Below are 25231 nucleotides of genomic sequence, written 5' to 3'. Positions count from 1 at the left end.
TCAGACTGCCTTCGTGTATTCGGGCTCATAGGAGCAGATGGCGTCGACCTTGTCGGCGGACGCTGAACTTTCATCAAAGCGGTACTCGAGCCACTCGCCCACGAGCTTCTTGGCGAGCTCCAGGCCGATGACCCGCTGGCCCAGCGTGAGGACCTGGGCGTTGTTGCTAAGGACGGAGCGCTCCACGGAATAGCTGTCGTGGGCCGTCACTGCACGGATTCCGGGTACCTTGTTGGCCGCGATGGCCACGCCCAGTCCCGTTCCGCAGATGAGGAGCGCGCGGTCCGCCTCGCCGTCCGCCACCTTGCGGGCGGCATTGACCGCGACGTGCGGGTAGGCGGTGGCATCGTTGGCCCCAACCCCGATGTCCAGCACGGAGGCAACGCGGCTGTCTGCCGTGAGCAGCGCCTTCAGTGCTTCCTTGTACTCGACGCCGGCCTCATCGTTGCCGATGACGATGCGCCAACCTGCGTGGGTGTTCATGTTGTTGCTCCTTTTTCGGCCGCGTAAGCCAGTTCAGAATGGACCAGCCCTGGCTCCGTGAAGTTTGGCTCCGCCAGGCCAGAGTGGATGTATGCGGCAATCCGTTCGGCGATCAGTCCAAAGGAGACCGCGCCGGGGTCAGGGTGCCCGAGGCTCTTTTCGGCCAGCGGACGGGCGCGGCCCTTGAGCGGGCGCAGTTCCGCCGTTTTCGCAGCCGCCGCCCTGGCAGCGGAGGCGGCAACGGTGAGGGCCTGGGCCAGTGTGGAGCCGCCGTCGAACTCCCCGAGGAACGCCTCCCGGAAAGGCAGGAGCGCGTCCACCATGGTCTTGTCGCCCGGCTCGGCCTTGCCGAGTTCAGTAATGGCGCCCACGAATGCGGTCACGGCGGCAATCGCGTCCTCATTGGTGTAGGTTTCCCGGCTGCCCAGGGCAAGTCCGGACGCGATGACCGCAGATCCCCACAGTGCGCCTGAGGTGCCGCCGGCCCGTTCGCTCCAGGCTTCGCCGGCTGCTTCAAGCACGCGTCCCACCGATGCGCCGGACGCTGCGGCCTGTGCCGCGGCGTCGGCTGCTGCCTCCACGCCGCGGCGCATGCCGATGCCGTGGTCGCCGTCGCCGGCTATGGCGTCCAGGTTGCCCAGTTCCTCTTCGTGTTCGACGACGACGTCCCGCACTTGGGCGAGCACGGCGGCTGCCAGCCGGCCCAGGTCCGCTGCTGCCGCCGTCGTTTCTTCCACGTCGCCGGCCACGGCGTCTTCCGGTCCGGTCAGCTGGCGGCGGGCACGCGGAGCCAGGTTGCCCTTGCGGTAGGCCGGTGAGTCTGCTGGCGCGGCCCAGTAGTGTTCGAGTTCCTCATCCAGCCAGAGCAGCGTGAGGGATAGCCCGGACATGTCCAGGCTCGTGACCAACTCGCCGCATTCCGGTTCCACCACGGTCAGTCCGGCGTTGACGAGGAGTTTCTCGATCTTGCCGAACAAAAGGAAAAGTTCGTCGTACTTGACGGTACCGAGGCCGTTGACGATGGCCACCACGCGGCTTCCGCGGTGATCCAGGGTGTCCGCGAGGAGGCGCGAGACCAGCAGTTCGGCGAGTTCGGACGCCGTCGGCATGGGATGTTCCGAGATGCCCGGTTCCCCGTGGATGCCCAGGCCCAGGGACATCTGGCCTTCGGGCACGTGGAAGAGCGGTTCGGCGGCGCCGGGCAGGGTGCAGCCGTCGAAGGCCACGCCCAGGGAACGAGTGCGGTCATTGGCCTTGATGGCGAGCCGTTCCACCTCGTCCAGGCTCAGGCCCGCTTCGGCGGCGGCGCCGGCAATCTTGAACACCGTGAGGTCGCCGGCGATGCCGCGGCGCTTGCCGATCTGGTCCAGTGGTGCACTGGCGATGTCGTCCGTGACGGTGACCGTGCGGGTCTCGATGCCTTCGGCGTTCAGGCGCAGCTGCGCCTGGCCGAAGTGCAGGACGTCGCCCGCGTAGTTGCCGTAGCTCAGCAGCACTCCCCCGCCGGCATTTGCCTCCTTGGCCACGCGGTAAATCTGCCCTGCGGCCGGTGAAGCGAACATGTTGCCGCAGGCGGAGGCTGTTGCCAGCCCCGGACCGACCAGGCCGGCGAAGGCCGGGTAGTGGCCGGAGCCGCCGCCGACGACGAGTGCGACCTGGCCGGCGGGCACCTCAGTCGAGCGGACCACACCGCCGTCCACGCGGGCAACGTATGCGCGGTTGGCAGCCACGAAGCCGTCAAGCGCCTCATCCGCGAAATCAGCGGGATTGTCAAAGATCTGCGTCATGGCTCTTCCTAGACTCCTGCCAGTTCCGCGGCGGGCTGTTGCCGCCCCTGTGACACCTGGCTCTGGCCCAGGGCGTAGCCGTCCCGCTTCGGCAGCACATGGCGGCGGAGGTATTCCTGGTTGCGTGCCGTAACGCTCAGGCCGTCCCCGCCGTAGTGCTCGGCGCAGATGATGCCCTGGTAGCCGGCGGCGAGTGCAACCTTGAAGGCTTCGCGGTAGTTGATGAGGCCGCTCTCCATCGGGGCGGGCATGGTGATGTAGCTGTCCCGCGCCACGTCCTCGTCCCGGATGTAGTTCTTCATGTGCCAGTAGTTCGAGTACGGCATGGTCTTGGCTACCATTTCGCGCCAGTCCTCGATGGGCCGGTGCAGCCGGATCAGGTTGCCGAGGTCCGGGTTGAGCCCAACATTGGCCAGGCCGATGTCCTGCACCAGCTGTACCGAGGAGTCCGCCGTGCCGAGGTAGGTATCCTCGTACATCTCCAGGGAGAGCAGGACGCCGGCGTCTGCTGCGTGCTTGCCCAGCTCACGGATGCGGGAGACTGCCTTGCCCCACACTTCCTTGTCCCCCACCGGGTCCTTGTAGCCCTCAACGGTCCAGAACCACAGCTGCTTCTGCTGCTCCGGGGTAATGGCCTGGTGCAGTCCGAAGGAGACTACTTCGCAGCCGAGCTCGGCGGCTGCGTCGATGGTCCGGTGGCTGTAGGCGAGGTTTTCGGCCCAGTCCGTCTCGTGGATCACGCTGCGGCGGATGGCGGAAATGACCGGGATCCCGATGCCCACATTCTCTGCGGTCTGCTTGAACTCGGCGAGCCGCTCTTTGCTCAGATCGCCGGGACGGACCCAGCTGTCGGTCAGGTCAGCGTTGGCGAAGCCGGCTTCCTTGACCTCGGTCAGGACTTCCGCCCAACTGGACGGGTCGGCGTCGTTGATCTGCGTGCCCTTGGCGTCTGTTCCCGGAAACTGCAGCAGTGCTGCGGTGATGGGCCAATTCTCAGCTGTGTAAGCCACGATGCTTCACTCCTTCACAATCCTCTTTCCTATAGGATCTACTATCAAAAAAGAGTTGTCAAGATCACATCACTGAGCGGCCCCACCCGGGCCGGGTTTAGCTTTCCGCGGCGTCGGCAATGGCCCGGGAACGGACCTTGCGGATGTGGTCCGCCATGGCTGCGGCTGCTTTGTCGGGATCGCCGGTAGTCACGGCAGCCAGGACTGCCTCGTGTTCCGCGATGGCGTAATCGGCATCCGTAATGCCAACGCCACCAAAGAGCCGGAACCGTTGGACCTGTCCCCCGAGGGCTGAGTAGGCGGCCTCCATAAACTGGTTCCCGGTTTGCCGCGCAATCAGCTGGTGGAACCGCTCGTCCGCCTCGAGGTAGTCCTTGAACTCGGCAAACGAAGGTCCCCGAGGTGCGGATTTCAGGTCCTCGACGGCCTTCCCGAGCTCGGCCAGGCCATGCTGGTTGATGCGTTCACAGGCCAGCCGGGCGTTGACGGGCTCGATTGCCAACCGCGCCTCCATCAGCTCCGCAAAATCCTCCTGCGTAAAAACGGGAGCCACGCGGTAGCCTTTCAGCGCCACCCTCCGGACCATTCCGGTGTGCTCAAGCCGTGCAAGGGCCTCGCGGACCGGAGTGGGAGAAACGTCCAGCTCGCGGGCCGTCCCGTCAATGCTGACGACGGCGCCGGGCGCCAGCCGGCCATCCATAAGGGAGGCCAGGAGCTCCGCGTAAACGTGGTCCGCCAGCACCTCGCGGCTGACCGCGCGGCCGGTCCTGCGGGGGCCGGTCCGGTCATCTGTACTGCTGCCGGCGCGGGGGCCTGTGGACGCGTTTTGCATAGTCAGATCCTATAGGAAGCGCCGGTCAGCGATCGTTTCCTGGGACGCAAAGAGCCCCGGCCAGGTGGACCTGGCCGGGGCTCTTCACGACGCCGTGCGCGGGCTCTTGGCCCGCGCCGTAACAGCTCAGGCCAAGAGGGAGGGCTTCAGCTGCTGCAGCCGGCCGAGGAGGCCGTTAATGAACGACGGCGATTCATCCGTTGAGAGCGTCTTGGACAGTGCCACTGCCTCACTGACCGCGACGCCGTCGGGAACGTCGTCGTTGTACAGCAGTTCCCAGGTGCCGATCCGCAGGATGATGCGGTCCACCGAAGGCATGCGTTCCAGGGTCCAGCCCTGGGAATAGGTCTCGAGGAACTCGTCGATGGCGGTCTGCTGGGAGACCACGCCCTCCACGATTTCCAAGGTGTACGGGTTCACGATCTGGTCGGTCAGTTCGCGCCGGGACCTGAGTACATCGAAGGCGGAAACCGAGCGCTGCTCAGCTTCGAAGAGGACATCCAGTGCCCTGTTACGGGCCTTACCGCGTGCGCTCACTACTCGCTGACCCGGCCGAGGTAGCTGCCGTCGCGAGTATCGACCTTGACCTTGGTGTTGTTCTCGACGAACAACGGAACCTGGATCTCGTAGCCGGTTTCCAGGGTTGCGGGCTTGGTGCCGGCTGAGGAGCGGTCGCCCTGCAGGCCAGGCTCGGTGTAGGTGATCTCGAGGACAACGCTGGGCGGAAGTTCGATGTAGAGCGGGTTGCCTTCGTGGATGGCGATGTTCACCATCTGGTTCTCCAGCATGAAGTTGGTGGCGTCGCCAACAGTGGCACCGGAGACGGTGAGCTGGTCGAAGTCCGAGGTGTCCATAAACACGAAGTCGGCACCGTCCTGGTACAGGTACTGGTAGTCCCGACGGTCAACCGTGGCGGTCTCGATCTTAAGGCCGGCGTTGAACGTCTTGTCTACAACTTTGCCAGACATCACGTTCCGCATCTTGGTCCGCACAAACGCGCCACCTTTGCCGGGCTTGACGTGCTGGAATTCAATGATGTTCCAGAGCTGGCCCTCGAGCTTCAGGACCGTTCCGTTCTTGATGTCGTTAGTGGTTGCCACTGGTATCCTCTGGTTTCTATCTGTCTGGTCAGTTGTCAGACGTTCTATGCCGGCCAGGCAAGCCGAACGGCCCGCCAGCGCGTGTTTATCAAAAATCCAAGAACCATTCTACCGGTAAAACCAGGGCGGCTTGCGTCCGGGCCTCCCGGCCACCCACCCCAGAACGTGACAGGCCTGTCAGCAGGCAAGATCCAGGACGTCGCGGGCCCGCTGAAGCGCCACGGTGGACGAGTAGATCTGTGCGGCATCAGCCGATTGTGCGACCCGAAGATCCAGCGCACGGGCAAAGGCTTCCACCGCGGCGGACGTGTGTCCGGCGGCGTATTGGGTCTTGCCCAGGTGTTGCAGGACCAGGGCTTCACGGTCAGTGCCTTGGAACTCCGCGAGCAGCTGCCGGAAAAGGTCAAGGGCACGGTCCGTACGGTGGGAGACGCGCAGCACCTCGGCCTCGAACGTGCGGAGCCGGAAGGACTCAGGGTCCTTGAAGCGGGCCTCTGCAAGCAGTTCGGCCGCCTCCGCAGCATGCCCCTCCACGATCAGGACGAAGATCTGGTCTGACGGGTCCGTGGACGCCGCCAGGGCCGCGCGGCAGGCGTCCTCGTTGATGATCTCCGGCAGCAGGGAGACCGGGTTGATCCGGATTCCGGGGAAGCCAGCCTCGGGCCAGTCGCTGGTGCCCGCCACGTTGCCCTGCATCAGGAGGCGATTTCCTGGTAGGCCGCGAAGAGCAGGGACGTGTCCGGGACATCCAGGATGCCCGGCTTGGCGATGCCGTCCAGGACCACAAAGCGCAGGAGGTCCCCGCGTGATTTCTTGTCGCGCCGCATGCCGTCCAGCAGCCCCTGCCAGCGGTCCCGCCGGTATGTGACCGGGAGGCCCAGTGTTTCCAGGATGCTGCGGTGGCGGTCGGCGTCCACGTCGCTGAGCCGGCCAACGCTGCGGGCAAGTTCAGCGGCGAACATCATGCCCACCGACACTGCCGCGCCGTGCCGCCAGGAGTACCGCTCCACCAGTTCAATGGCGTGCCCCAGGGTGTGGCCGTAGTTCAGGATTTCGCGGAGCCCGGATTCCTTGAGGTCTTCCGAAACCACTTTGGCCTTGACCGCGATGGCGCGTTCGATGAGTTCGCGCAGGGCGTCCGATCCGGGGTCGGTGGCCGCCGCCGGGTCCCTTTCCACCAGGTCAAGGATGGCCGGATCTGCGATGAAGCCGCACTTGATGACTTCAGCCATGCCGGAAATGATTTCATTCCTGGGCAACGTGTTCAGGGTGTCCAGGTCCACCAGCACGCCGGCCGGGGGGTGGAAGGAGCCCACCAGGTTCTTGCCCTCAGCCGTGTTGATGCCGGTCTTTCCACCCACGGAAGCATCCACCATGCCCAGCAGGCTGGTGGGCATGTGGATGACCTTCACGCCGCGGAGCCAGGTAGCCGCCACAAAACCGGCCAGGTCGGTGACGGCGCCGCCGCCCACTGCCACTATGGCGTCGGAGCGCGTGAAATCGTTCTGGCCCAGGACCTGCCAACAGAACGCGGCGACCTGGATATGCTTGCCTTCTTCGGCGTCCGGGATTTCCGCGGTCAGCGAGGTGAAACCCGCTGCAGCCAGCTCGTCGCGGACAGTGTCACCGGTGAGCCGCAACGCACGGGGATGGATGACCAGCACACGCCGGACCCGCTCCCCCAGCAACGCCGGAAGGTTCCCCAGCAGACCGCGGCCAACTACGACGTCGTAATTCTGCCCAGCGGATTCGCCGGTGACCTTGATGACTGTTGAATCAACGCTCAATTTTCAACTTCCTGTTTGGCGGCCGCGTAATCACGCAGCGCAACTTCGAGCCGGTGTCCCAGCTCGCTGACCGAGCCATGGCGGACATCCACCACGAGGTCGGCCAGCCGTTCGTAAACGGGTTTCCTGGTAACAAAGAGGGCGGACCATCGGGCCATGGCATCGCCGGCAAGCAGCGGCCGGCCCGAGTTCCGGGCGATGCGGACGGCCACGGTTTCCTCATCGCATTCGAGGTACACCACAGTGCAGCGGCCCAGGAGCTGCTGTGTGCCGGAATCCAGCACGGCGCCGCCACCCAAGGAAATCACGCTGGCCGCGCCTTCTGCATGCTCCACCGCGCTGGCAACGGTCCGGGCCTCGATCTCCCGGAACGCGTGCTCGCCTCGGCCGGCAAAAATGGAGGCGATGCTGCCATGGGCGTCCACGATCAGATTATCCGTATCGACGAAGGGCACGTCCAGCAGCTTGGCCAGCTCGTGGCCGATCGCGGACTTTCCCACTGCCATGGGTCCGATGAGGACAATGGGCCGGTTGCCAGGCACACCGGCCTTACGGCTCCCGGGCACTAGTGGCCGATCGAGTCCAGGGATGCCGGAATGTTGTCCAGGTAACCCTTGATGTTGCGGGCGGTCTCCGCCACGGAGTCACCGCCGAACTTTTCGGTGACGGCTTCCGCCAGAACCAGCGCGACCATCGCCTCGGCCACCACGCCGGCAGCCGGCACGGCACAGACGTCGGAGCGCTGGTGGTGCGCCTTGGCAGGCTCCCCCGTGCTGACGTCAACCGTGCGCAGGGCGCGGGGCACCGTGGCGATGGGCTTCATGGCCGCCCGCACGCGCAGGACGTCGCCGATGCTCATGCCGCCTTCAATGCCGCCGGCCCGGTTGCTGGTCCGGATGATCTTGCCGTCCGCGTCCTTGACGATCTCGTCGTGGGCCGCCGATCCGCGGCGCGCAGCTGTCAGGAAACCGTCGCCCACTTCGACGCCCTTGATGGCCTGGATGCCCATGAGGGCGGCGGCGAGCCGCGAATCAAGCCGGCGGTCCCAGTGGACGTAGCTTCCCAGTCCCGGCGGCAGTCCGTACGCGAGGACCTCCACCACACCGCCCAGGGTTTCGCCTTCCTTGTGGGCGGCGTCAACCTCTGCCACCATGGCATCGGAGGTCTCGCGGTCAAAGCAGCGCAAAGGATCGGCGTCGAGCGCAATCACGTTGGCCGGAACGGGCAGCGGACGGCCCTCGGGCACGGTCACGCTGGCGATGGAGACGGTATGGCTGACCAGTTCGATGCCGAGCGCCTTGAGGAACTGGGACGCCACGGTGCCCATGGCAACCCGCGTGGCGGTCTCCCGGGCGCTGGCGCGTTCCAGGACGGGGCGGGCCTCGGTGAACCCGTACTTTTGCATCCCGGTGAAGTCTGCGTGGCCCGGACGGGGCCGGGTCAGCGGTGCGTTGCGGGCCTGGTCGGCCAGGATTTCCGGATCCACCGGATCGGCAGCCATGATCTGCTCCCACTTGGGCCATTCGGTGTTGGCGACCTGGACGGCCACCGGACCGCCCTGGGTCAGCCCGTGGCGGACGCCGCCGAGAATGGTCACGACGTCCTGCTCGAACTTCATCCGGGCGCCCCGGCCGTAGCCAAGGCGGCGGCGTGCCAATGAATCGGCGATCTGCCCGCTGGTGAGTTCAACACCGGCGGGGACGCCTTCAATAATTCCCATCAGGGCCGGACCATGGGATTCACCGGCAGTCAACCAACGCAACATAATTTCCATCCTGCCACGTATGGCGGTCAGAACGCCCGTCGGGGAAGGCCGACTGAGTCGCACATCACATCTATGACAGACGCATTAACGTCGTCACCGCGGCCGGTGAACAGGCGTACCTGTTCCACCGCCTGGTACAACAACATTTCGAGTCCGGGCACCACAGCACCGCCGCCGGACTGCCACGCCGACGCAATCTGGCTGGGCCACGGATCATAGGCCACGTCCAGGAGGACACCGGGTGTTCCGGTTCCCAACGCGGCGATCTCCGCTGCCAGCCCGTCCGCTGCGCGCGGCGGGAGCGTGGAAATTACGACGTCGGCACTTGCGGTCGGAACGGCGGCTTCGGTCAGCGGCCGGACGACTATGGAAAGGCCTACTCCGGCCGCGGCGGCGCGTGCTTCGTCGGCCCGTGAGGTATCCCGGACGAACACCTGGGCGTGCTGCGTGCCCAGATCCTTCAGCGCGGCCACTGCGGCTGCGGCTGTACCGCCTCCGCCCAGCACCACGGCGGCGGGGCTGGCCGCTACTCCGGCGTTAAGGACAGCGTTGACGATGCCGGCGACGTCGGTGTTGTAGCCGATGCGCCTCACGGAGCCGAGGTCTTCCTCGAAGGCGACGGTGTTGACCACGCCCAGTGTCCGTGCCACGCCGCGGACTTCGTCCACTTCGGCAAACATGCCTGATTTCAGGGGCATGGTGACTGAGAGTCCACGCCAGCCCTGCTGCGTCCTGACCTGTTCCATAAAGGCGGGCAGAGCCTGCTCGGTCAGGTCCAGGGCCGTGTAGCCGATGTCCATCCCGAGTTTGCCGTACGCCGCCAGGTGCAGGGCCGGGGACTTGGAATGGCTGATCGGATGGCCCAGGACGGCGGCCCGGAGACTCATGTACAGCGGCCCACGTTGGCCTGGCACCAGGTGTTGTACTGGTCGACGTAGACGTTGTGTTCGTCGAGCGTCTTGGAGAACCTTGTCTCTTTCGTGTCCAGGTTGATGGTTACCCAGTACAGGTAGTCGTTGGTTTTGGGCTTCGCCGCCGCGTCGATGGCGGTTTTGCCCGGGGAACCGATGGGGCCCGGCGGCAGGCCGGGGTTGGCGTAGGTGTTGTAGAGGTTGGACTTGTCCTGGCGCTCTTCATCGGTGAAGTTGAAGCTCTTGGTGCCCAGCCCGTACGTCACGGCCGAATCCACCTGCAGGTAGCCGGAGGTCTGGTCATTCGGCTTGAGGCGGTTGTAGATGGCCCCGGCAACGTCGCCGTACTCAGCCTGTCCGCCTTCGGCCTGGACAATGCTCGCCACGATCACAGCTTCATACTGCTTCGCCGGATCGGTGATGCCCTGTGCCACAAGTTCGTCCGTGGTTACCTTCACCAGCGACTGGAGGATCTCCTTCGCCGGTGTGCCGAGCGGGAAGCGGTACTCCCCCGGAGCGAGGAAACCCTCAAGGTTTTTGGCGTTGGCTGGGAGCCCAAACTGTGCGGGAGCGTTGCTGAGCTCCTTCAGTTGCTGCAGCGACACACCGGAGCCCTCGGAGATGGCCTGCAGCGACTCGCCGACCCTGAGACCGGCACTCAAGGCGAAGTAGATGACCTTGCTCTTGTCGGTGCCGAGCAGGACGCTGACGGCGTCGGAATTCTTCATTTCCATCTTGAACGTGTAGTCCCCCGGCGACAGCGTTCCGCCGGACGAAGCAAAGGCCTGCAGGAAAGTGTCAGCGTTGGCCACAACTTTCCCGCTTTCCAGTTTGGTGGCCACGGAGCGGGTACCTTCACCGGGCTGGACCGAAACTATGACTTCGCCCGTGCCGGGGCCGGGGTAGTCGGCCGCCTTATCGTTTCCCAGCAGGGGCTTCAGGAACTGCGCGCCCACGGCGATCGCTGCCACGAAGACCACAAGAGTCAGGAACAGCGCCAGGAGTCGGCGCCGGCGCCGCACCTTCTTGGAGGGCTTTGCCACTACGGAACCCGTGGCTGCGCCGGCGAACAGGCTGGAGTCAGCATGGTGATCATCTGGAAAGTGGTCATCGACATGGTGATCATCAAGGTGGCCTGCATCGTGGTGTTCTTCGTCCGGATACTGGTGTCCGGCGTCATGTAGCGCTTCGTCAGGGTGGAGGTGCCCGGCGTCGTGCGCTTCATAAAAGTGCTGGTCGTCGGGGTGGTATTCCTGAACCTGGGCTTCGTCCGGCTGGTGGTCTGCGGCCGGACCGGCGTCCTGGATGGAAGGCGGCGTTTCCGGGGCTGTGGGGACAGCTGGCTGAGGCTCCGGATCCGGTTCAGGCGCCTGAACCGGTTCGGCCGCCTGGACCGGAACGGGGGCAGGCGCAGGAGCGGGGGCAGGCGCCGGAACGGGTGCAGCTTCGGGAACAGGAGCCGTGGCAGGTGCGGGCGCATCCTGCCCCGTTTCGTAGGCCTGCTCGGGAACCACATCGCTGCTTCCCGTGTGCTTCTCCAGGGCGCGGAGCTCTTTTCGGGTCAGCGGCCTGGCGCCATCGTTGCTCGTGGCGCCTGAGGCGTCGTCGTTATTGGACGGGCTCACTGTAGCCTTCCGTGTTCTGAGATCGGGTCATGCCTTCCGGGGCCGCGTGCTCGGGCTGGACTGCCGAACCTGCTCCGGATGGCCGAGTACGGGGCGGCGCGGTCACGCGGCTGCCAACGTCCGTTCCCCTGGCTTTTTGCATGTCGATGGCGTGCTGGAGGATGCCTGCCGCCGCGACCTGATCCACCACTTTACGGTGGTTCCGGCTGCTCATGCCAGCTTCGTGCAGGTTACGGTGCGCCGTAACACTGCTCAGGCGCTCGTCGACCAGGTTGACCGGAACATCCATTCCCCGGGCAACGAACTCCGCGACCAGCAGTTCGGCGTAGTCGGTGGCCATCCTGGCAGAGGCGTGTTCCTCGCCCTTCATGGTGCGTGGCAGCCCCACGAAGACCTGGACGGCGCCCAGTTCCCCAGCGAGGGACGCGATGACACGCACGTCGGAATTCTTCTTGACGTTGCGGTCCAGGGTCTTGTGCGGAGTGGCCAGGATTTCGTCCCGGTCGCAGAGGGCCACGCCCACGCGGACGGTGCCGACGTCTACCCCCAGTTTGATGCCCTGGGGGTAGACGGCGGCGCCAGCGGATTCTGTCACGGGTTCCCTAGCGCCGGGAGATGGCGTCCACAACGGCGGCCAGCGCCGGTGTGACCATGGCGGCGTCCGTGCCGCCACCTTGGGCGACGTCGTCCTTGCCGCCGCCGCCGCCGCCGAGGATTCCGGCCGCGAGCCGGACCAGGGCCCCGGCCTTCACGCCGGCTTCCCGGGCTGCCTCGTTGGTGGCCACCAGGATCATGGGCCGGTCATTGCTGACACCGGCCACTGCCACGGTGGATGCTGCCGAACCGAGGCGGTTGCGCAGGTCGAGGGCAAGGTTGCGGATGTCGTCAGCGCCGCCGATCTGGCCGGCGTCGTGTGCGATGACCTGGACGCCGGCTGCGTCCCGGGCTGTGCCCACGAGGTTTCCGGCCGCCGCGGCGATCTGTTCCTTGCGCAGGCGGTCGAGTTCCTTCTCCGTGGCCTTGAGCTTGTTCAGCGTGCTGGCGATTCTGTCGGCGAGCTGACCGGAAGGCACTTTGAGCATCTCGGTCAGTTCAGTCACCAGGGCGCGCTCGGCGGCCAGGTGACGGAAAGCATCCATGCCCACGAACGCCTCCACACGGCGGTTTCCTGAACCGACTGACTGCTCGCCGAGCAGCGACAGGCTGCCGATCAAGGACGTGTTGGCTACGTGCGTGCCGCCGCAGAGTTCCCGGGACCACGCGCCGTCGATCTCCACAACACGGACTTCGCTGCCGTAGTTTTCGCCGAAGAGCGCCATGGCGCCCAGCGCCTTGGCCTCTGCCAGGCCCATGACCTTCGTGTCCACGCGGAAGTTGTTGCGGATGGCGAGGTTGGAGACTTCCTCGATTTCCGAACGCGTGGCGGTGCTGAGGCCTTCGCCCCAGGCGAAGTCGAAGCGCAGGTAGCCGGCCTTGTTGTAGGAACCGCGCTGGGTGGCTTCGGGGCCGAGGACCTGGTGCAGTGCGGCATGGACGATGTGCGTGCCGGTGTGGGCCTGCTCGGCGGCGTGGCGCCGCTCGCGGTCCACGGCTGCGCGGACCAGTGAGTCGGAGCCGATCTCGCCTTCCCGGACGATTGCCTTGTGCACGCTCAGTCCCTTGATGGGGCGTTGGACGTCCAGGACCTCGACGACGAATCCGTCACCGGTGATGAGGCCGGTGTCAGCCGACTGGCCGCCTGCCTCAGCGTAGAACGGGGTCTCCGCCAGGACGAGTTCAATCTCGTCGCCGGTGGCGGCGTGCCCCACGTTCTGTCCGCGGCTGAGGATGCCCCGGACCCGGGACTCGCCATCCAGGTCGGTGTATCCGGTGAAGACAGTCTCGCCCTGGGCCAGCAGCTCCTGGAAGGCGCTGAGATCGGCGTGGCCGCCCTTCTTGCCCTTGGCGTCCGCCTGGGCACGCTGGCGCTGTTCGAGCATCAGGCGGCGGAATTCCGGCTCGTCGACCTTGAGTCCGGCTTCTTCCGCCATCTCCAGGGTGAGGTCGATCGGGAAGCCGTAGGTGTCGTGCAGGGCGAAGGCATCTGCACCGGACAGCGACGTGCCGGCGGCCTTGGACTCCGTGACGGCGTCTTCGAGGCGGGCGGTACCTGAAGCGATGGTGCGCAGGAAGGCCCGCTCTTCGGCGTAGGCGATCCGGCTGATGCGGTCAAAGTCCGTCGCGACGACGGGGTAGACGCCCTTCATGGCATCGCGTGAGGCGGGGAGCAGGTCCGGCAGGCAGGCCTTTTCGACGCCGAGCAGGCGCATGGAACGCACGGCGCGGCGGATCAGGCGGCGCAGGACGTAGCCGCGGCCCTCGTTGGACGGGGTTACGCCGTCGGCGATCAGCATAAGGGCTGAGCGGATGTGGTCACCGACAACGCGCATGCGGACGTCGTCCGTGTGGTGCGGATCCTCAGGTGTTTCGGCCGACGTGTACTCCCGGCCCGACAGCTCGGCAGCCCTGTCGATTACAGGCCGGACCTGGTCGGTCTCGTACATGTTCTCGACGCCCTGCAGGATCATCGCGAGGCGCTCCATGCCGAGGCCGGTATCGATGTTCTTTTTGGGCAGCTCGCCGACGACGTCGAAGTCGTCCTTGGAGCGGACGTTGTCGATCTGGTACTGCATAAACACCAGGTTCCAGATTTCAACGTAGCGGTTTTCGTCGGCGATGGGACCGCCCTCGACGCCGTAGGCAGGGCCCCGGTCGTAGTAGATCTCCGAGCAGGGCCCTGCCGGGCCCGGCTGGCCGGTGTGCCAGTAGTTGTCGGCCTTGCCCATGCGCTGGATGCGCTCGGACGGGACGCCGGTGTTCGTCAGCCACAGCTCCTTGGCTTCGTCGTCCTCTTCGTAGACCGTCACCCACAGCAGTTCCGGCGGCAGGCCGTAGCCGCCGTCGTCCACGCTCTTGGTGAGCAGCTCCCAGGCGTACTTGATGGCGTCTTCCTTGAAGTAATCACCGAAGGAGAAGTTGCCGCACATCTGGAAGAAGGTGCCGTGGCGGGCGGTCTTGCCCACCTCCTCGATATCACCGGTGCGGATGCATTTCTGAACGCTGGTGGCCCGGGCGAAAGGGGCCTCTTCGCGGGCAGTCAGGTAAGGGATGAACGGGACCATGCCGGCCACGGTGAACAGGAGGGAGGGGTCGCTGGAGACCAGCGAGGCGGAGGGAACCGCGGTGTGTCCTTTGCTAACAAAAAAGTCCACCCAGCGCTTTGTGATCTCCTGCGACTTCATGAGCTGATTACATACCCTTCTCGGTTCACGCGTTATGCCACGCATGACTTATTGATTCAGACGGCAGTGCCGGCAAGCGGCGGCTGCTGGTTTAATTCTCGCGCGTTTTTCCCGCGCTCAGCGGCGGGCTACGTCCTGGGAATCGACCCCGAGGGCGGCCCGCAGATCGGTCTCGCGCTCATGCATTCCGGCACGCACGGCATCGGCGAAGTCGTATACGCCGTCGGCCAGCCGGCCCACCGCGCGGTTCAGGCCCTCGGGCCCCAGGTTGGACTGGGCTTCGCTGATCTTGCGGAAAGCAATGACACCGATGGCCACGCCGATTCCCATCCAGACAAATCGTTTCATTTCAGTTCTCCGGTGGCTTAGCGGCTGCGGCGGCCGGGTGCGGGCTTCTTGCGGTTGGCCAGCGCTGAGCGCACGCCGTAGCTGAAGGCCGCCACCTTGATCAGCGGTGAGCCGACTGTCGCTGCAACGAGTGATGACAGTGCGGAAAGGTTTGCCGACGCATCCGAAACGTTGGAGGCGATGCCATCCACTTTCTTCAACTGCTGGTTGGTGGTGGTCACAGTCGCGGTGACTTCGTCCAGCAGGGGCGTGGCGCCATCGCTGAGGGAGCGGATGGAGGTCCGAATTTCCTCCAGCACACTGCCGAGCTTCAGGATGGGCACGGCGAGCAGCAGCACCAGGAGCGCGAACACCCCGGCTGCGATCAGGCCGGCAATATCGCCACCAGACATAGACGTTCATCTCCTTGAAACTGACGTGGATCTTTTACCTCCGCGCACGCTGCCTTGATGCGTTCCGCAGATGTCCCCCAAGTACCTTACATACAAAGAAGCCCGTGGCGCTTGCCACGGGCTTCTTTGGATACGCTGCTGGGATTTAGCGTGCGTAGAATTCGACGACGAGCTGCTCTTCGCAGGTTACGGGAACCTCGGAGCGCTTCGGGCGACGGACCAGGCGGGCTTGCAGGGCGTCAAGCTTGACGTCCAGGTAGGCCGGAACCTGGGGCAGGACGTCGCGGTGTGCGCCGGCTGCTGCAACCTGGAGCGGAACCATGGTTTCACTGCGGGTGTGGACGTGGACAAGCTGGCCTTCGCTGACGCGGAAGGACGGGCGGTCAACGCGGATGCCGTCAACCATGATGTGGCGGTGCACAACGAGCTGGCGGGCCTGGGCGATGGTGCGGGCGAAGCCGGCACGCAGCACGAGGGCGTCGAGACGCATTTCGAGCAGTTCGATCAGGTTTTCACCGGTCAGGCCCTTGGTGCGGCGGGCTTCTTCGAAGGCGCGGGTCATCTGGGCTTCGCGGATGCCGTACTGGGCGCGCAGACGCTGCTTTTCGCGCAGACGTACGGCGTAGTCGGAGTCCTGCTTCTTGCGGGCACGGCCATGCTCACCGGGGCCGTACGGGCGGCGCTCCATGTACTTGGCGGCCTTGGGGGTCAGAGCAATGCCGAGTGCACGCGAGAGGCGTGCTGTACGGCGAGCACGAGTGTTGTTAGCCACTTGTGTCCTTCCAATATCTGCGGTGTGTCAGTGTTACTGGCCTCCATAATGGAGAGCATCGGCCAACCGCTGCCTTTTGCTACTGGGCACAGGGCTACCCCAACGAAACAGCAGAAATACTGAAGGATGGGGAGATTGCGTCCGCGCCTTGCCAGACAACGAACAATCTTAGCAGGATTCGGCTGCATTCCCACACTCCGCCGGCTCCGGCCGCCGCTCCCCCGGTCACTCCCGTGGCGTCACTCCCGTCGCGTCACTGGCCGGGGCCCACTCCACCGACGACGCCGGTCAGTTGCCGCGGATGATCTTGCGCAGGCGTTCGAGGCGCACGGCGATGTCCCGTTCCGCGCCGTTGGCGGTGGGCTCGTAGTAGTCCCGACCCACCAGGTCATCCGGCGGGTACTGCTGGCTGGCTACCGAATGGGGGGCATCGTGGGCGTACTTGTAGCCGAGCCCGTGGCCCAGCTGCTTGGAGCCGGGGTAGTGCGCATCACGCAGGTGCGCCGGGATCCCGTTGCCCAAGCCGGCACGGACATCCGCGACGGCCTTGTTGATTCCCATGTACGCGGCATTGGATTTCGGCGCGGTGGCCAGATGCACCACGGCCTCGGCCAGGACGATCCGCCCCTCGGGCATGCCGATCAGCTGGACTGCCTGGGCGGCGGCGACCGCCGTCTGCAGCGCTGTGGGGTCCGCCATTCCCACGTCTTCCGCCGCGGAAATCACGATGCGCCGGGCAATGAACCTCGGGTCCTCCCCTGCCTCCAGCATTCTGGCCAGGTAGTGCAGTGCGGCGTCGACGTCGGAGCCTCGGACCGATTTGATGAAGGCGCTGGCGACGTCGTAGTGCTGGTCCCCGGCGCGGTCGTAGCGCACGGCGGCCACGTCGAGGGCGCGTTCGGTGTGCTTGAGTTCCACGGTGACCAGAGAGTCGGCAGCGGCGTCGTCCGCATCGCCGAAGGCCACGCCCGCTGCGGCTTCAAGGGCCGTCAGGGCGCGCCGGGCGTCGCCGCCCGCGAGCCGGACGAGGTGCGCCAGGGCCTCAGCGGTGAGCTCCACTTTTCCGTTCAGGCCGCGTTCGTCCGCCACGGCGCGCTGCAGGAGCCCTTCAATGTCCGCCTCCGTCAGCGGTTTCAGGGTGAGCAGGAGGGAGCGGGACAGCAGTGGCGAGACCACCGAGAAGGACGGGTTTTCCGTGGTTGCTGCTACGAGCACCACCCAGCGGTTTTCGACGCCGGGCAGCAGGGCATCCTGCTGGGCCTTGTTGAAGCGGTGGATCTCGTCAAGGAAAAGCACAGTGGTGGTCTTGTACAGGTCCCGCGCTGTCAGGGCTTCGTCCATAACCCGCCGGACGTCCTTGACGCCCGCGGTGATGGCGGACAGCTCCACGAACTTCCGCCCCTTGCCCTTGGCGATCACATGCGCCAGCGTGGTTTTTCCGGTCCCGGGCGGTCCCCAGAGGATCAGCGAGCTTGGGCCTGCGGGACCCAGGGCGTCGGTGCCGGCCGCCAGCTGCCGCAACGGTGATCCCTGCCCCAGCAGGTGCTGCTGGCCCACCACGTCATCCAGGGTGCGTGGCCGCATCCGCACGGCCAACGGACTGCGGGGCGCGGCGGTACGGCCGGACGACGACGGTTCGTCAGTGTCGTCGTCGTCATTGCCATGCCCTTGGGCGAAGAGATCATCCACATAGATAGGCTACTCATTAGTTCACTGCCCCACTTCCGTTCCTCCATTTCCGCCCGCCACCTAAGGGATCCCGCCATGAGCGCACGCAGTACCCCCGGCGTCGGCCGGCCGGGGTCCGTCAGGACCGCGTTTGTGCCCGGCGGACGCCTGGCCGGCTGGGCGGAACGCTTCGGTGCCTCGCACGGCGGCTTCCGGATCAGCGATGACGACGACGGCGTGCGGCTGCTGGCGGCCGACGGCACCACTGCGCTGCTTCAGGCTCCGTGGGCACCTGACGGACGGCCCGGACGCGGCGCTGATCCCCTGCAGCGCCTGGCCTCCGTCGCCGGCCAGCCCCGGACGGCTGGCCTGGTGCTTGTGCGGCGCGGCGGCTATGCGGTGGGTGTGGCCCGGGAAGGCATCCTGCTCGCGTCCAAGGCGGGGTCCCGCTACGTGCAGTCCCGCACCGCGGCCGGCGGCCAGTCCCAGCAGCGGTTCGCACGGCGCCGGGCCAACCAGGCTGATGAGCTGGTGGAGAAAGTGGCAGCCCACGCAGCCGCGGTCTTCGGTGGCCAACCGATCGAGTACCTGGCGCCCGGCGGGGACCGGACCCTTGCGGGGCTCGTCATGGACCAACCTGCCATGAAGCTGTATGCCTCAGTCCCCCGGCTGGACTTCCTGGATGTGCCTGATCCCAATGGCTCGGTGCTGCGGAAGGCCGCCGCGGATGTCTGCGCTGTCCGGATACAGGTCGCTGACGCACGGCCATAGTTATCCACAACCGGCCGTCGGTGACAAGCGCGGCCCGGCCAACAATCCGGATCTCCGGGCCCCTTAGCAGCCGGTCAAGTGCCGCTTGGGCCGTTCCTGCCGGTAGAGGTAGCGGCAGGCTTCCTGGAATCCTGCCTGGGCGTAGAGCTGCCGGGCCCCGGAGTTCGCTGCGGTGACCAGCAGCCAGTAGCCGGCCAGGTTGCGGGCGGCGCCTTCCTGCAGGAGGGCCTGCATGATCCGCAGGGCATGGCCGCGCCGCCGGGCGTCCGTTCGGGTGGCCATGCAGTAAAGCCCGCCCCAACTACTTGCCGATTCCCTGGTGGGAGGGAGAGCGAGCCGTCCGACGGCGGCGGGGACGCCGTCGTCGGACCTCACCAGGGCATAGAGCGACAGGCAGCCTGCAAGGATGCTGCGTGCGGTCTCGCGCTCGGCCGGGACGCCGCGGCCATCCACGCTCCACCACAGCTCAAGCCACTCATCGCTGGGGACGGTGGAAATCTCGACGACGGGTTGGGCCGCCGCAGTTTGAAGCACAGCAGGTTGGTCCATACTCTGCGGGTCCGCCACCTGCGCGCCGCTGCTCCGGCACATCACCAGCGTTTCGGATTTGGCGGGTGAAGCCTTCCCCGTCGAGGATGGCATTCAGTCCGGTGGAGCGGGGATCATCGAAGACCTGGAAAATCAGCGGCAGGCGCCGGCCGCGGTACCAGAGCCGCGCCGCACGCAAAGCCTCGTGCTGCCGGTGCATATCGCCCTCCGGCTCCCGCGGCCAGACGGAGTTGGCGCGCTGGGTCACGCCGGAGGCTGCGCGAAGCACCCAGCCGTCGGATTCCTCGCGGTCCGGGGCCGGCCAGGCGGCATCCATCAGCGCCTCAAGCCCAGGCAGGGCCAGGGCTGGTGCAGGACGTGAAACTGTCATGGCGTACCACTCTTCCAATGCGAAAGGCCCCCCGGTTTCCCGGGGAGCCCCTCGACTGCGGTGTTCAAATTACTCGGCCTTTTTGGGCTCTTCCGTTTTCGTTTGGGGCCTGAAGTCCACGCCGGCTTCCTTGCGCTGCTGCGCCGTGATCGGCGCGGGAGCCTGTGTCAGGGGGTCGTAACCGTTGCCCGTCTTCGGGAAGGCAATGACGTCGCGGATGGACTCAACGCCCGCCAGCAATGCCACCACACGGTCCCAGCCGAACGCGATGCCGCCGTGCGGAGGAGCGCCGAACTTGAAGCCTTCCAGCAGGAAGCCGAACTTGGTCTGGGCGTCTGCCTTGTCCAGCCCCATCAGTTCAAATACGCGTTCCTGGACGTCACGCTCGTGGATACGGATGGAGCCGCCGCCGATTTCATTGCCGTTGCAGACAATGTCGTAGGCGTAGGACAGGGCCGATTCCGGGTCCTTGTCGAACGTGTCCATGAACTCGGGCTTGGGCGAGGTGAAGGCGTGGTGGACGGCCGTCCACTTTCCGGCGCCAACAGCCACATCACCGGACGCCACCGCTGCGGCGGCCGGTTCGAACATGGGTGCGTCAACCACCCAGCAGAACGCCCAGGCGCTGGGGTCGATCAGGCCGGTGCGGTGGCCGATCTCCACGCGGGCAGCACCCAGGAGGGCGCGTGCCGCTGACTTCTCACCTGCGGCGAAGAAGATGCAGTCGCCCGGCTTGGCGCCCACGGCGTCGGCGAGGCCTGCACGCTCGGCCTCATTCAGGTTCTTGGCAACAGGGCCAGCCAGTTCGCCGTCTTCCTTGAAGAGGACGTAGGCCAGGCCCTTGTGGCCTCGCTGCTTGGCGAATTCCTGCCAGCCGTCCAGGGTGCGTCGCGGCTGGGAAGCGCCGCCGGGCATCACCACGGCGCCGACATACGGAGCCTTGAAGACGCCGAAGCCGGTGTCCTTGAAGAATTCGGTGAGCTCAGTCAGTTCCACGCCGAAGCGGAGATCGGGCTTGTCCGAGCCATAGCGCGCCATAGCGTCGGCGTACGTGATGCGCTGGATGGGCGTCGGGATCTCGACGTCGATCAGCTTCCACAGCGCCTTGACGATGTTTTCGCCCAGGGCAATGATGTCGTCCTGGTCCACGAAGCTGGCTTCGATGTCCAGCTGGGTGAATTCGGGCTGGCGGTCGGCGCGGAAGTCCTCGTCGCGGTAGCAGCGCGCGATCTGGTAGTACTTCTCGAAGCCGCCCACCTGCAGGAGCTGCTTGAAAAGCTGCGGGGACTGCGGCAGTGCGTACCAGGAACCCGGCGCCAGGCGGGCGGGGACCACGAAGTCGCGGGCGCCTTCCGGCGTCGAACGCGTCAGCGTGGGGGTCTCGATCTCGACAAAACCGTCCTGGTGGAGCAGTTCACGGGCAATCCGGTTGGCTTCGGAGCGCAGCCGGAGGTTACGGGCGGGGCCGGGGCGGCGCAGGTCGAGGTAGCGGTGCTTCAGGCGGGCTTCCTCACCGACCTCCACGTGCTCGTCGATCTGGAACGGCAGCGGATCGGAAGTGTTGAGGATAACAACCTTGTCCGCCATGACCTCAATGGCGCCGGTGGCCAGGGCGGGGTTCTCGTTGCCCTCCGGGCGCTTGGAGACGGTGCCGGTGATTTGCAGGACGTACTCGTTGCGCAGGCCGTGGAAGACCTCTTCCTCACGGACCACAACCTGGGCCACGCCGGACGCATCGCGCAGATCCACGAATGCAACACCACCGTGATCACGACGGCGGCCCACCCAGCCAGCCAGGGTTACGGTTTGTCCAATGTGCTCGGAGCGAAGGGATCCGAGGTCATGTGTGCGCAGCACAGCACGCCTTTCTGAAGACGACAGCAGGAAAACAAAAGATAAAACTGCATAGGATCGTTCCGGGAACAATCCCGTCTGAGTTTACCCGCTGGAAAGGCCCGCCTCCCCCATGCCCGAACACCAGCAGCTTCAACGCAGGCTGGGCGTGTTTGACGCCACGTCCATCGGCCTGGGCTCCATGCTCGGGGCCGGCGTTTTTGTGGTCTTCGCCCCCGCCGCGGGTCTGGCCGGAAATTTCCTGGTCCTGTCGGTCCTGATCGCGGGTGCCGTGGCCTACTGCAACGCGGTGGCCTCCGCGGAACTGGCTGCACGGTATCCGGCCAGCGGCGGAACGTACGTGTACGGCCGGAAGCGCCTGGGGGAATGGCCCGGTTTCCTGGCCGGCTGGGGATTTGTCAGCGGCAAGACGGCCTCCTGCGCCGCCATGGCGCTGACGTTCGGCCACTACGTGTCACCGGGCTACGCGGTGCCGGTTGCCATCGCTGCGGTGGTGGCGCTGACCGCTGTGAACCTGTTTGGCATTACCCGCACAGCACTCCTGACCAGGATCCTGCTATGTGTTGTCCTGGCCACCCTGGTGTTTGTTGCCGTTGCCGCGATCGTGGGGCCGCATCCAGCCGGCGGAACGTCCCTCGGGACGTCCGGCTCTGGCGGGGCCGGCGGAATCGAAGGAGTGCTGCCGGCCGCCGGCCTGATGTTCTTCGCCTTCGCAGGCTACGCGCGCATCGCCACCCTCGGAGAGGAAGTCAAGGACCCGGCCAGGACCATTCCGCGTGCCATCCTGGCGGCCCTCGCCGGCGCCTTCGTCATCTACCTGGCGTTGGCGCTGCTGCTCCAAAACCACTTGACCGAAGGCAAGCTGGCCGCCGCCACGGCCCCGCTGCTGGACGCTGTAGTGAATTCGCAGTTCGCCGCCGGTGCGCCGGTTGTCCAGGCCGGCGCGGCAGCGGCGTGCCTGGGCGCGTTGCTTGCGCTCATCACCGGAGTGGGCCGCACAACGTTGGCTATGGCGCGCGAACGCGATCTGCCGGCGCCCCTGGCCCGCGTGGGCGGCAAGCACACGGTGCCGTTCGTGGCAGAACTGGCGGTGGCCGCCGTCGTGATCTTCCTGATCCTGACCACTGACGTGATGACGGTGGTGGGGTTCTCCAGCTTCGGTGTGCTCATCTACTACGCGGTGACGAACGCCGCGGCGTACACCCTGGAGGAGCACCCGGCCCACGGCCCCCGGTGGCTCAATGTGGCCGGCTTCATCAGTTGCCTGCTGCTGGCTTTCACGCTGCCGCCCGCTTCAGTGCTGGGGATGGCCGCAGTCCTGGCCACCGGAGCGGCCGGCCGGTTCGTGGTGCTTCGGTTCCGCCGCTAGCTGCCGCCAGAGGCGCAAGCCGCGCCGTCGTGGGGCACTTTGGTGCACGAAACCAGAGAAAGAGACCCAGAATGCGGCGAGTCCGTGTCGAAGTGCCCCGTTTCGGCGCAGCTCGGCTCCCTCGCCGTCGGTGTCAGGCCGGCTGGGCTGCCGCCGCTGGCACCTGGACTGTTGTGACCTGGACGTTGAGGTCTTCCGACGGCGGCGTCCAGGTTGCGGGATCGGCGTCGGCCTGCTCGCCGGACCGGATGTCCTTGACCTGGTGCTTGCCGTCGTCGTCGGTGAACCAGACGAAGGGGATGCCGCGGCGGTCCGCGAATTTGATCTGCTTGCCGAACTTCTCGGCCTTGGCGGCCACTTCGGTGGCGATGCCCCGGCTGCGGAGCTGGGAGGCAACGTCCTGCGCGGCACCCCAACTCTCGTCAGTGGTGAGCGCCACCAGCACGGCGGTGGGCACCGAACGGGAAGCCTTGGCCAGGTCCTGGCTCAGGATGCGCGACACCAGCCTGGTCACGCCGATGGAGAGGCCGACGCCGGGAAACTTGCGGTTGCCCTTGCTCGCCAAGGCGTCGTAGCGGCCGCCGGAGCAGATGGAACCGAGCTGTTCGTGGCCCACCAGGACCGTCTCCACCACCGTGCCGGTGTAGTAATCCAGGCCGCGGGCGATGCTGAGATCGGCAACAACCTTGCCCGGCGCGCGCTGCACGGCGGCTTCGATCACCTGTTCCAGTTCATTGAGGCCCTCCTCGAGGAGGTCGTTCGTCACGCCGAGTGCGCGGACCTGGGCCACAAACGAGGTGTCCTCGGTACGGATTCCTGCCAGGTTCAGCGCTGCCTGCGCCTGGTCATCAGTAGCACCCAGTTCGGTCTTGAGCAGATCTGCGACCTTGGCTGCGCCGATCTTTTCCAGCTTGTCGATGCTGCGGAGCACGCCGGCGGTGTCATCCAGGCCGATGCCGCGGTAGAAGCCTTCGGCAAGCTTGCGGTTGTTGATCCGAAGGCGGAAGTCCGGAATCGGCAGTGCGCTCAAGGCTTCGGCAATGACCAGGGCAATCTCCACGTCATAGCGGAACGGCAGCTCGCCGTCACCCACCACATCGATGTCTGCCTGGGTGAATTCACGGGCCCGGCCTTCCTGCGGGCGTTCCCCGCGCCAGACTTTCTGGATCTGGTAGCGCCGGAACGGGAACGCGAGGTACCCGGCGTTCTCGACGACGTACCGCGCAAAAGGCACCGTGAGGTCGAAGTGCAGCGCGAGGGCATGGGGGTCCGCTTTGCCGGCCTTGCCCGCCTCGGAGGTGTCGGCGTCGTCGTCCTGAAGGCGGCTGAGGCCGTACACCTCCTTATCAATCTCACCCTTGCGCAGGAGCTGGGCCACGGTTTCCACGGCACGGGTCTCGATGGACGCGAAGCCGTGCAGCTCAAAAACCTTGCGAAGGGTGTCCAGCACGTGCAGCTCCACCAGCCGCTCCTCGGGAAGCCACTCGGGGAATCCGGACAGGGAGGCGGTGCGTGCCATGGTGGAAGTTCTCCTCTTGATGAAGGGTGCCTGGGACTTTGCCCGGCATTCCGCCCGAAACGGGCGGGGAACGGCGGCAGTCCGGCAACTCATGCATAAACTATGTGCGGCAGTCAGTTTATGCGTCATCCGCCGGCATCTCTAATACGGCGGCCGGCACCGCAACGCTGCCGGCAGACAACCGCCTCCGGATTCAGTTCCTACCGGACGCGGCCCGATACAAGGAGGACCATTGGCGGCCAGTTCACGCAGCGCCCGCGAAGCCAAACGGCGCATCCAGCAGATGGAGGCAAAGCGCGAGCTGCGGCGGGACCAGGAGAAACGCCGCAAGCGCGACAACCTCATCGCCGCCTGCGCCGGAACCGCCGCCGTCCTGCTCGCCGTCGTGCTTCAGTTCACTGCCTTTGCCGGCAATCCCACTGAACAGGAATTCGCCGCCGCGGAGGCTGGCCTGACCAGCCCAACCGACTCCCCCACGCCTTCCGCGCCCGCCACGAACGGCGCGAACATCCCGGCCCCGGACACTGCCGCCGGGAAGGTGTTCACCGGTGAACTGGCACTGAACGGGAACGTGCTCGGCGTCGAAATCGACGGTACCAAGGCACCCCAGGCTGCCGCGGTCTTCAAAGCACTGACGGACGAGGGCTTCTACAACGGCAGCGCGTGCCACCGGCTGACCACGGGCGAAACCTTCGGACTCCTGCAGTGCGGTGGCGCCACCGCTACTGCCGACCCCGAGTACACCTGGGGTCCCCTCGAAAACACGCCAGTAGACAACATCTACCCTGCGGGCACGATTGCCATCGCCCGGTCCGGCGACAACGCCTACGGTAACGGCAAGCAGTTCTTTGTGGTCTACAAAGACACGGTGATTCCCGCCGACTCGGCCGGGGGCTATACGGTGGTGGGCAAGGTGACTTCTGGAATGGAAGCAGTCAATGCCATTGCCGCCGCGGGAATCCAGCCCGGCTCCAGCGCATCAGACGGCGCACCTGTGCAACCAGTCACGATAGACTCGGTTTCTCTGAAGTAGGAAGC

The 25231-nt window shown here is 65.9% G+C and carries 23 protein-coding genes and 1 pseudogene; 3 read left to right on the top strand and 21 right to left on the bottom strand.

The genetic code is table 11. The features are described 5' to 3' along the window. The 18 genes from MUN23_RS19255 to MUN23_RS19170 all read right to left on the bottom strand — a co-directional run bounded on the left by MUN23_RS19255 (nt 1) and on the right by MUN23_RS19170 (nt 17782). Nucleotides 1-483: a ribose-5-phosphate isomerase gene (locus tag MUN23_RS19255; RefSeq protein WP_248760462.1), complete on the bottom strand. Its 483-nt coding sequence runs from the start codon at nt 481-483 to the stop codon at nt 1-3. Then, complete coding sequence (locus MUN23_RS19250; protein WP_248760460.1) at nt 480-2270, bottom strand: dihydroxyacetone kinase family protein; 1791 nt, start codon at nt 2268-2270, stop codon at nt 480-482. The genes MUN23_RS19255 and MUN23_RS19250 overlap by 4 nt, the downstream gene beginning before the upstream one ends. Nucleotides 2271-2278: 8 nt before the next feature. Beyond that, nucleotides 2279-3280, bottom strand: a complete 1002-nt coding sequence (locus MUN23_RS19245) for a sugar phosphate isomerase/epimerase (protein ID WP_248760458.1) — start codon at nt 3278-3280, stop codon at nt 2279-2281. A 97-nt stretch (nt 3281-3377) separates the two neighbouring features. After that, nucleotides 3378-4112 carry a GntR family transcriptional regulator gene (locus MUN23_RS19240; protein ID WP_248760457.1) on the bottom strand — a complete coding sequence of 245 codons (735 nt, stop codon included), beginning with the start codon at nt 4110-4112 and terminating at the stop codon, nt 3378-3380. Between the two features lie 126 nt (nt 4113-4238). Beyond that, nucleotides 4239-4649, bottom strand: coding sequence for a transcription antitermination factor NusB (gene nusB / locus MUN23_RS19235; RefSeq protein WP_056340263.1), 411 nt, complete (start codon nt 4647-4649; stop codon nt 4239-4241). Continuing rightward, nucleotides 4649-5212: an elongation factor P gene (gene efp, locus MUN23_RS19230; protein ID WP_056340266.1), complete on the bottom strand. Its 564-nt coding sequence runs from the start codon at nt 5210-5212 to the stop codon at nt 4649-4651. The genes nusB and efp overlap by 1 nt, the downstream gene beginning before the upstream one ends. 177 nt (nt 5213-5389) lie before the next feature. Beyond that, nucleotides 5390-5908: a tetratricopeptide repeat protein gene (locus MUN23_RS19225; protein WP_248760456.1), complete on the bottom strand. Its 519-nt coding sequence runs from the start codon at nt 5906-5908 to the stop codon at nt 5390-5392. Further along, a complete protein-coding gene (gene aroB / locus MUN23_RS19220; RefSeq protein ID WP_248760455.1) occupies nt 5908-6999 on the bottom strand; it encodes a 3-dehydroquinate synthase in 1092 nt (363 codons plus the stop codon). Before aroB ends, MUN23_RS19225 begins: the two co-directional genes overlap by 1 nt. After that, nucleotides 6996-7565, bottom strand: a complete 570-nt coding sequence (locus MUN23_RS19215; protein WP_256468651.1) for a shikimate kinase — start codon at nt 7563-7565, stop codon at nt 6996-6998. The genes aroB and MUN23_RS19215 overlap by 4 nt, the downstream gene beginning before the upstream one ends. Beyond that, nucleotides 7565-8764, bottom strand: a complete 1200-nt coding sequence (gene aroC / locus MUN23_RS19210; protein WP_058932358.1) for a chorismate synthase — start codon at nt 8762-8764, stop codon at nt 7565-7567. The genes MUN23_RS19215 and aroC overlap by 1 nt, the downstream gene beginning before the upstream one ends. Nucleotides 8765-8790: 26 nt before the next feature. Next, entirely contained in the window at nt 8791-9651 is an 861-nt protein-coding gene (locus MUN23_RS19205; protein ID WP_248760453.1) for a shikimate dehydrogenase, read from the bottom strand. Next, entirely contained in the window at nt 9648-11300 is a 1653-nt protein-coding gene (gene mltG, locus MUN23_RS19200; RefSeq protein ID WP_248760452.1) for an endolytic transglycosylase MltG, read from the bottom strand. Before mltG ends, MUN23_RS19205 begins: the two co-directional genes overlap by 4 nt. After that, nucleotides 11284-11895 (bottom strand): Holliday junction resolvase RuvX, encoded by a 612-nt coding sequence (ruvX, locus tag MUN23_RS19195; protein WP_248760451.1) that lies wholly within the window; start codon nt 11893-11895, stop codon nt 11284-11286. Before ruvX ends, mltG begins: the two co-directional genes overlap by 17 nt. A 7-nt stretch (nt 11896-11902) precedes the next feature. Beyond that, nucleotides 11903-14581 (bottom strand): alanine--tRNA ligase, encoded by a 2679-nt coding sequence (gene alaS, locus MUN23_RS19190; protein ID WP_248760450.1) that lies wholly within the window; start codon nt 14579-14581, stop codon nt 11903-11905. Between the two features lie 117 nt (nt 14582-14698). Continuing rightward, nucleotides 14699-14929, bottom strand: a complete 231-nt coding sequence (locus tag MUN23_RS19185; RefSeq protein WP_248760449.1) for a DUF6167 family protein — start codon at nt 14927-14929, stop codon at nt 14699-14701. A gap of 17 nt (nt 14930-14946) precedes the next feature. Beyond that, on the bottom strand, nt 14947-15321 hold the full coding sequence (locus MUN23_RS19180) for a DUF948 domain-containing protein (protein WP_248760447.1): 375 nt from the start codon (nt 15319-15321) through the stop codon (nt 14947-14949). A gap of 145 nt (nt 15322-15466) precedes the next feature. Continuing rightward, nucleotides 15467-16093 carry a 30S ribosomal protein S4 gene (gene rpsD, locus MUN23_RS19175; RefSeq protein WP_058932352.1) on the bottom strand — a complete coding sequence of 209 codons (627 nt, stop codon included), beginning with the start codon at nt 16091-16093 and terminating at the stop codon, nt 15467-15469. 288 nt (nt 16094-16381) lie between these two features. After that, nucleotides 16382-17782 (bottom strand): replication-associated recombination protein A, encoded by a 1401-nt coding sequence (locus tag MUN23_RS19170; RefSeq protein WP_248760445.1) that lies wholly within the window; start codon nt 17780-17782, stop codon nt 16382-16384. A gap of 75 nt (nt 17783-17857) precedes the next feature. On the opposite strand from MUN23_RS19170, the gene MUN23_RS19165 reads away from it, so the two are divergent. Continuing rightward, nucleotides 17858-18532, top strand: coding sequence for an acVLRF1 family peptidyl-tRNA hydrolase (locus MUN23_RS19165; protein WP_248760443.1), 675 nt, complete (start codon nt 17858-17860; stop codon nt 18530-18532). 63 nt (nt 18533-18595) lie between these two features. Here the strand turns inward: MUN23_RS19165 and MUN23_RS19160 are convergent. Both MUN23_RS19160 and aspS read right to left on the bottom strand, forming a co-directional pair. Next, a pseudogene (locus tag MUN23_RS19160) lies at nt 18596-19451 on the bottom strand (GNAT family N-acetyltransferase). Between the two features lie 69 nt (nt 19452-19520). Next, the gene (gene aspS, locus MUN23_RS19155; protein ID WP_248760441.1) at nt 19521-21308 is read right to left on the bottom strand and encodes an aspartate--tRNA ligase; all 1788 of its coding nucleotides are present in this window, start codon (nt 21306-21308) and stop codon (nt 19521-19523) included. A 109-nt stretch (nt 21309-21417) separates the two neighbouring features. Here aspS and MUN23_RS19150 point away from each other — a divergent pair, with 109 nt between their 5' ends. Beyond that, entirely contained in the window at nt 21418-22674 is a 1257-nt protein-coding gene (locus tag MUN23_RS19150) for an APC family permease (RefSeq protein WP_248760440.1), read from the top strand. A 133-nt stretch (nt 22675-22807) separates the two neighbouring features. On the opposite strand, the gene hisS is transcribed toward MUN23_RS19150, so the two are convergent. Then, entirely contained in the window at nt 22808-24193 is a 1386-nt protein-coding gene (hisS, locus tag MUN23_RS19145; RefSeq protein ID WP_248760438.1) for a histidine--tRNA ligase, read from the bottom strand. Nucleotides 24194-24425: 232 nt separating this feature from the next. Here hisS and MUN23_RS19140 point away from each other — a divergent pair, with 232 nt between their 5' ends. Next, the gene (locus MUN23_RS19140) at nt 24426-25226 is read left to right on the top strand and encodes a peptidylprolyl isomerase (protein WP_248760436.1); all 801 of its coding nucleotides are present in this window, start codon (nt 24426-24428) and stop codon (nt 25224-25226) included. The last annotated feature ends 5 nt before the right edge of the window (nt 25227-25231 follow it).

Origin of the sequence: Pseudarthrobacter sp. SSS035, from assembly GCF_023273875.1 — a bacterium.
Classification (GTDB): domain Bacteria; phylum Actinomycetota; class Actinomycetes; order Actinomycetales; family Micrococcaceae; genus Arthrobacter.
This window is presented reverse-complemented; position numbering and strand designations above follow the sequence as displayed.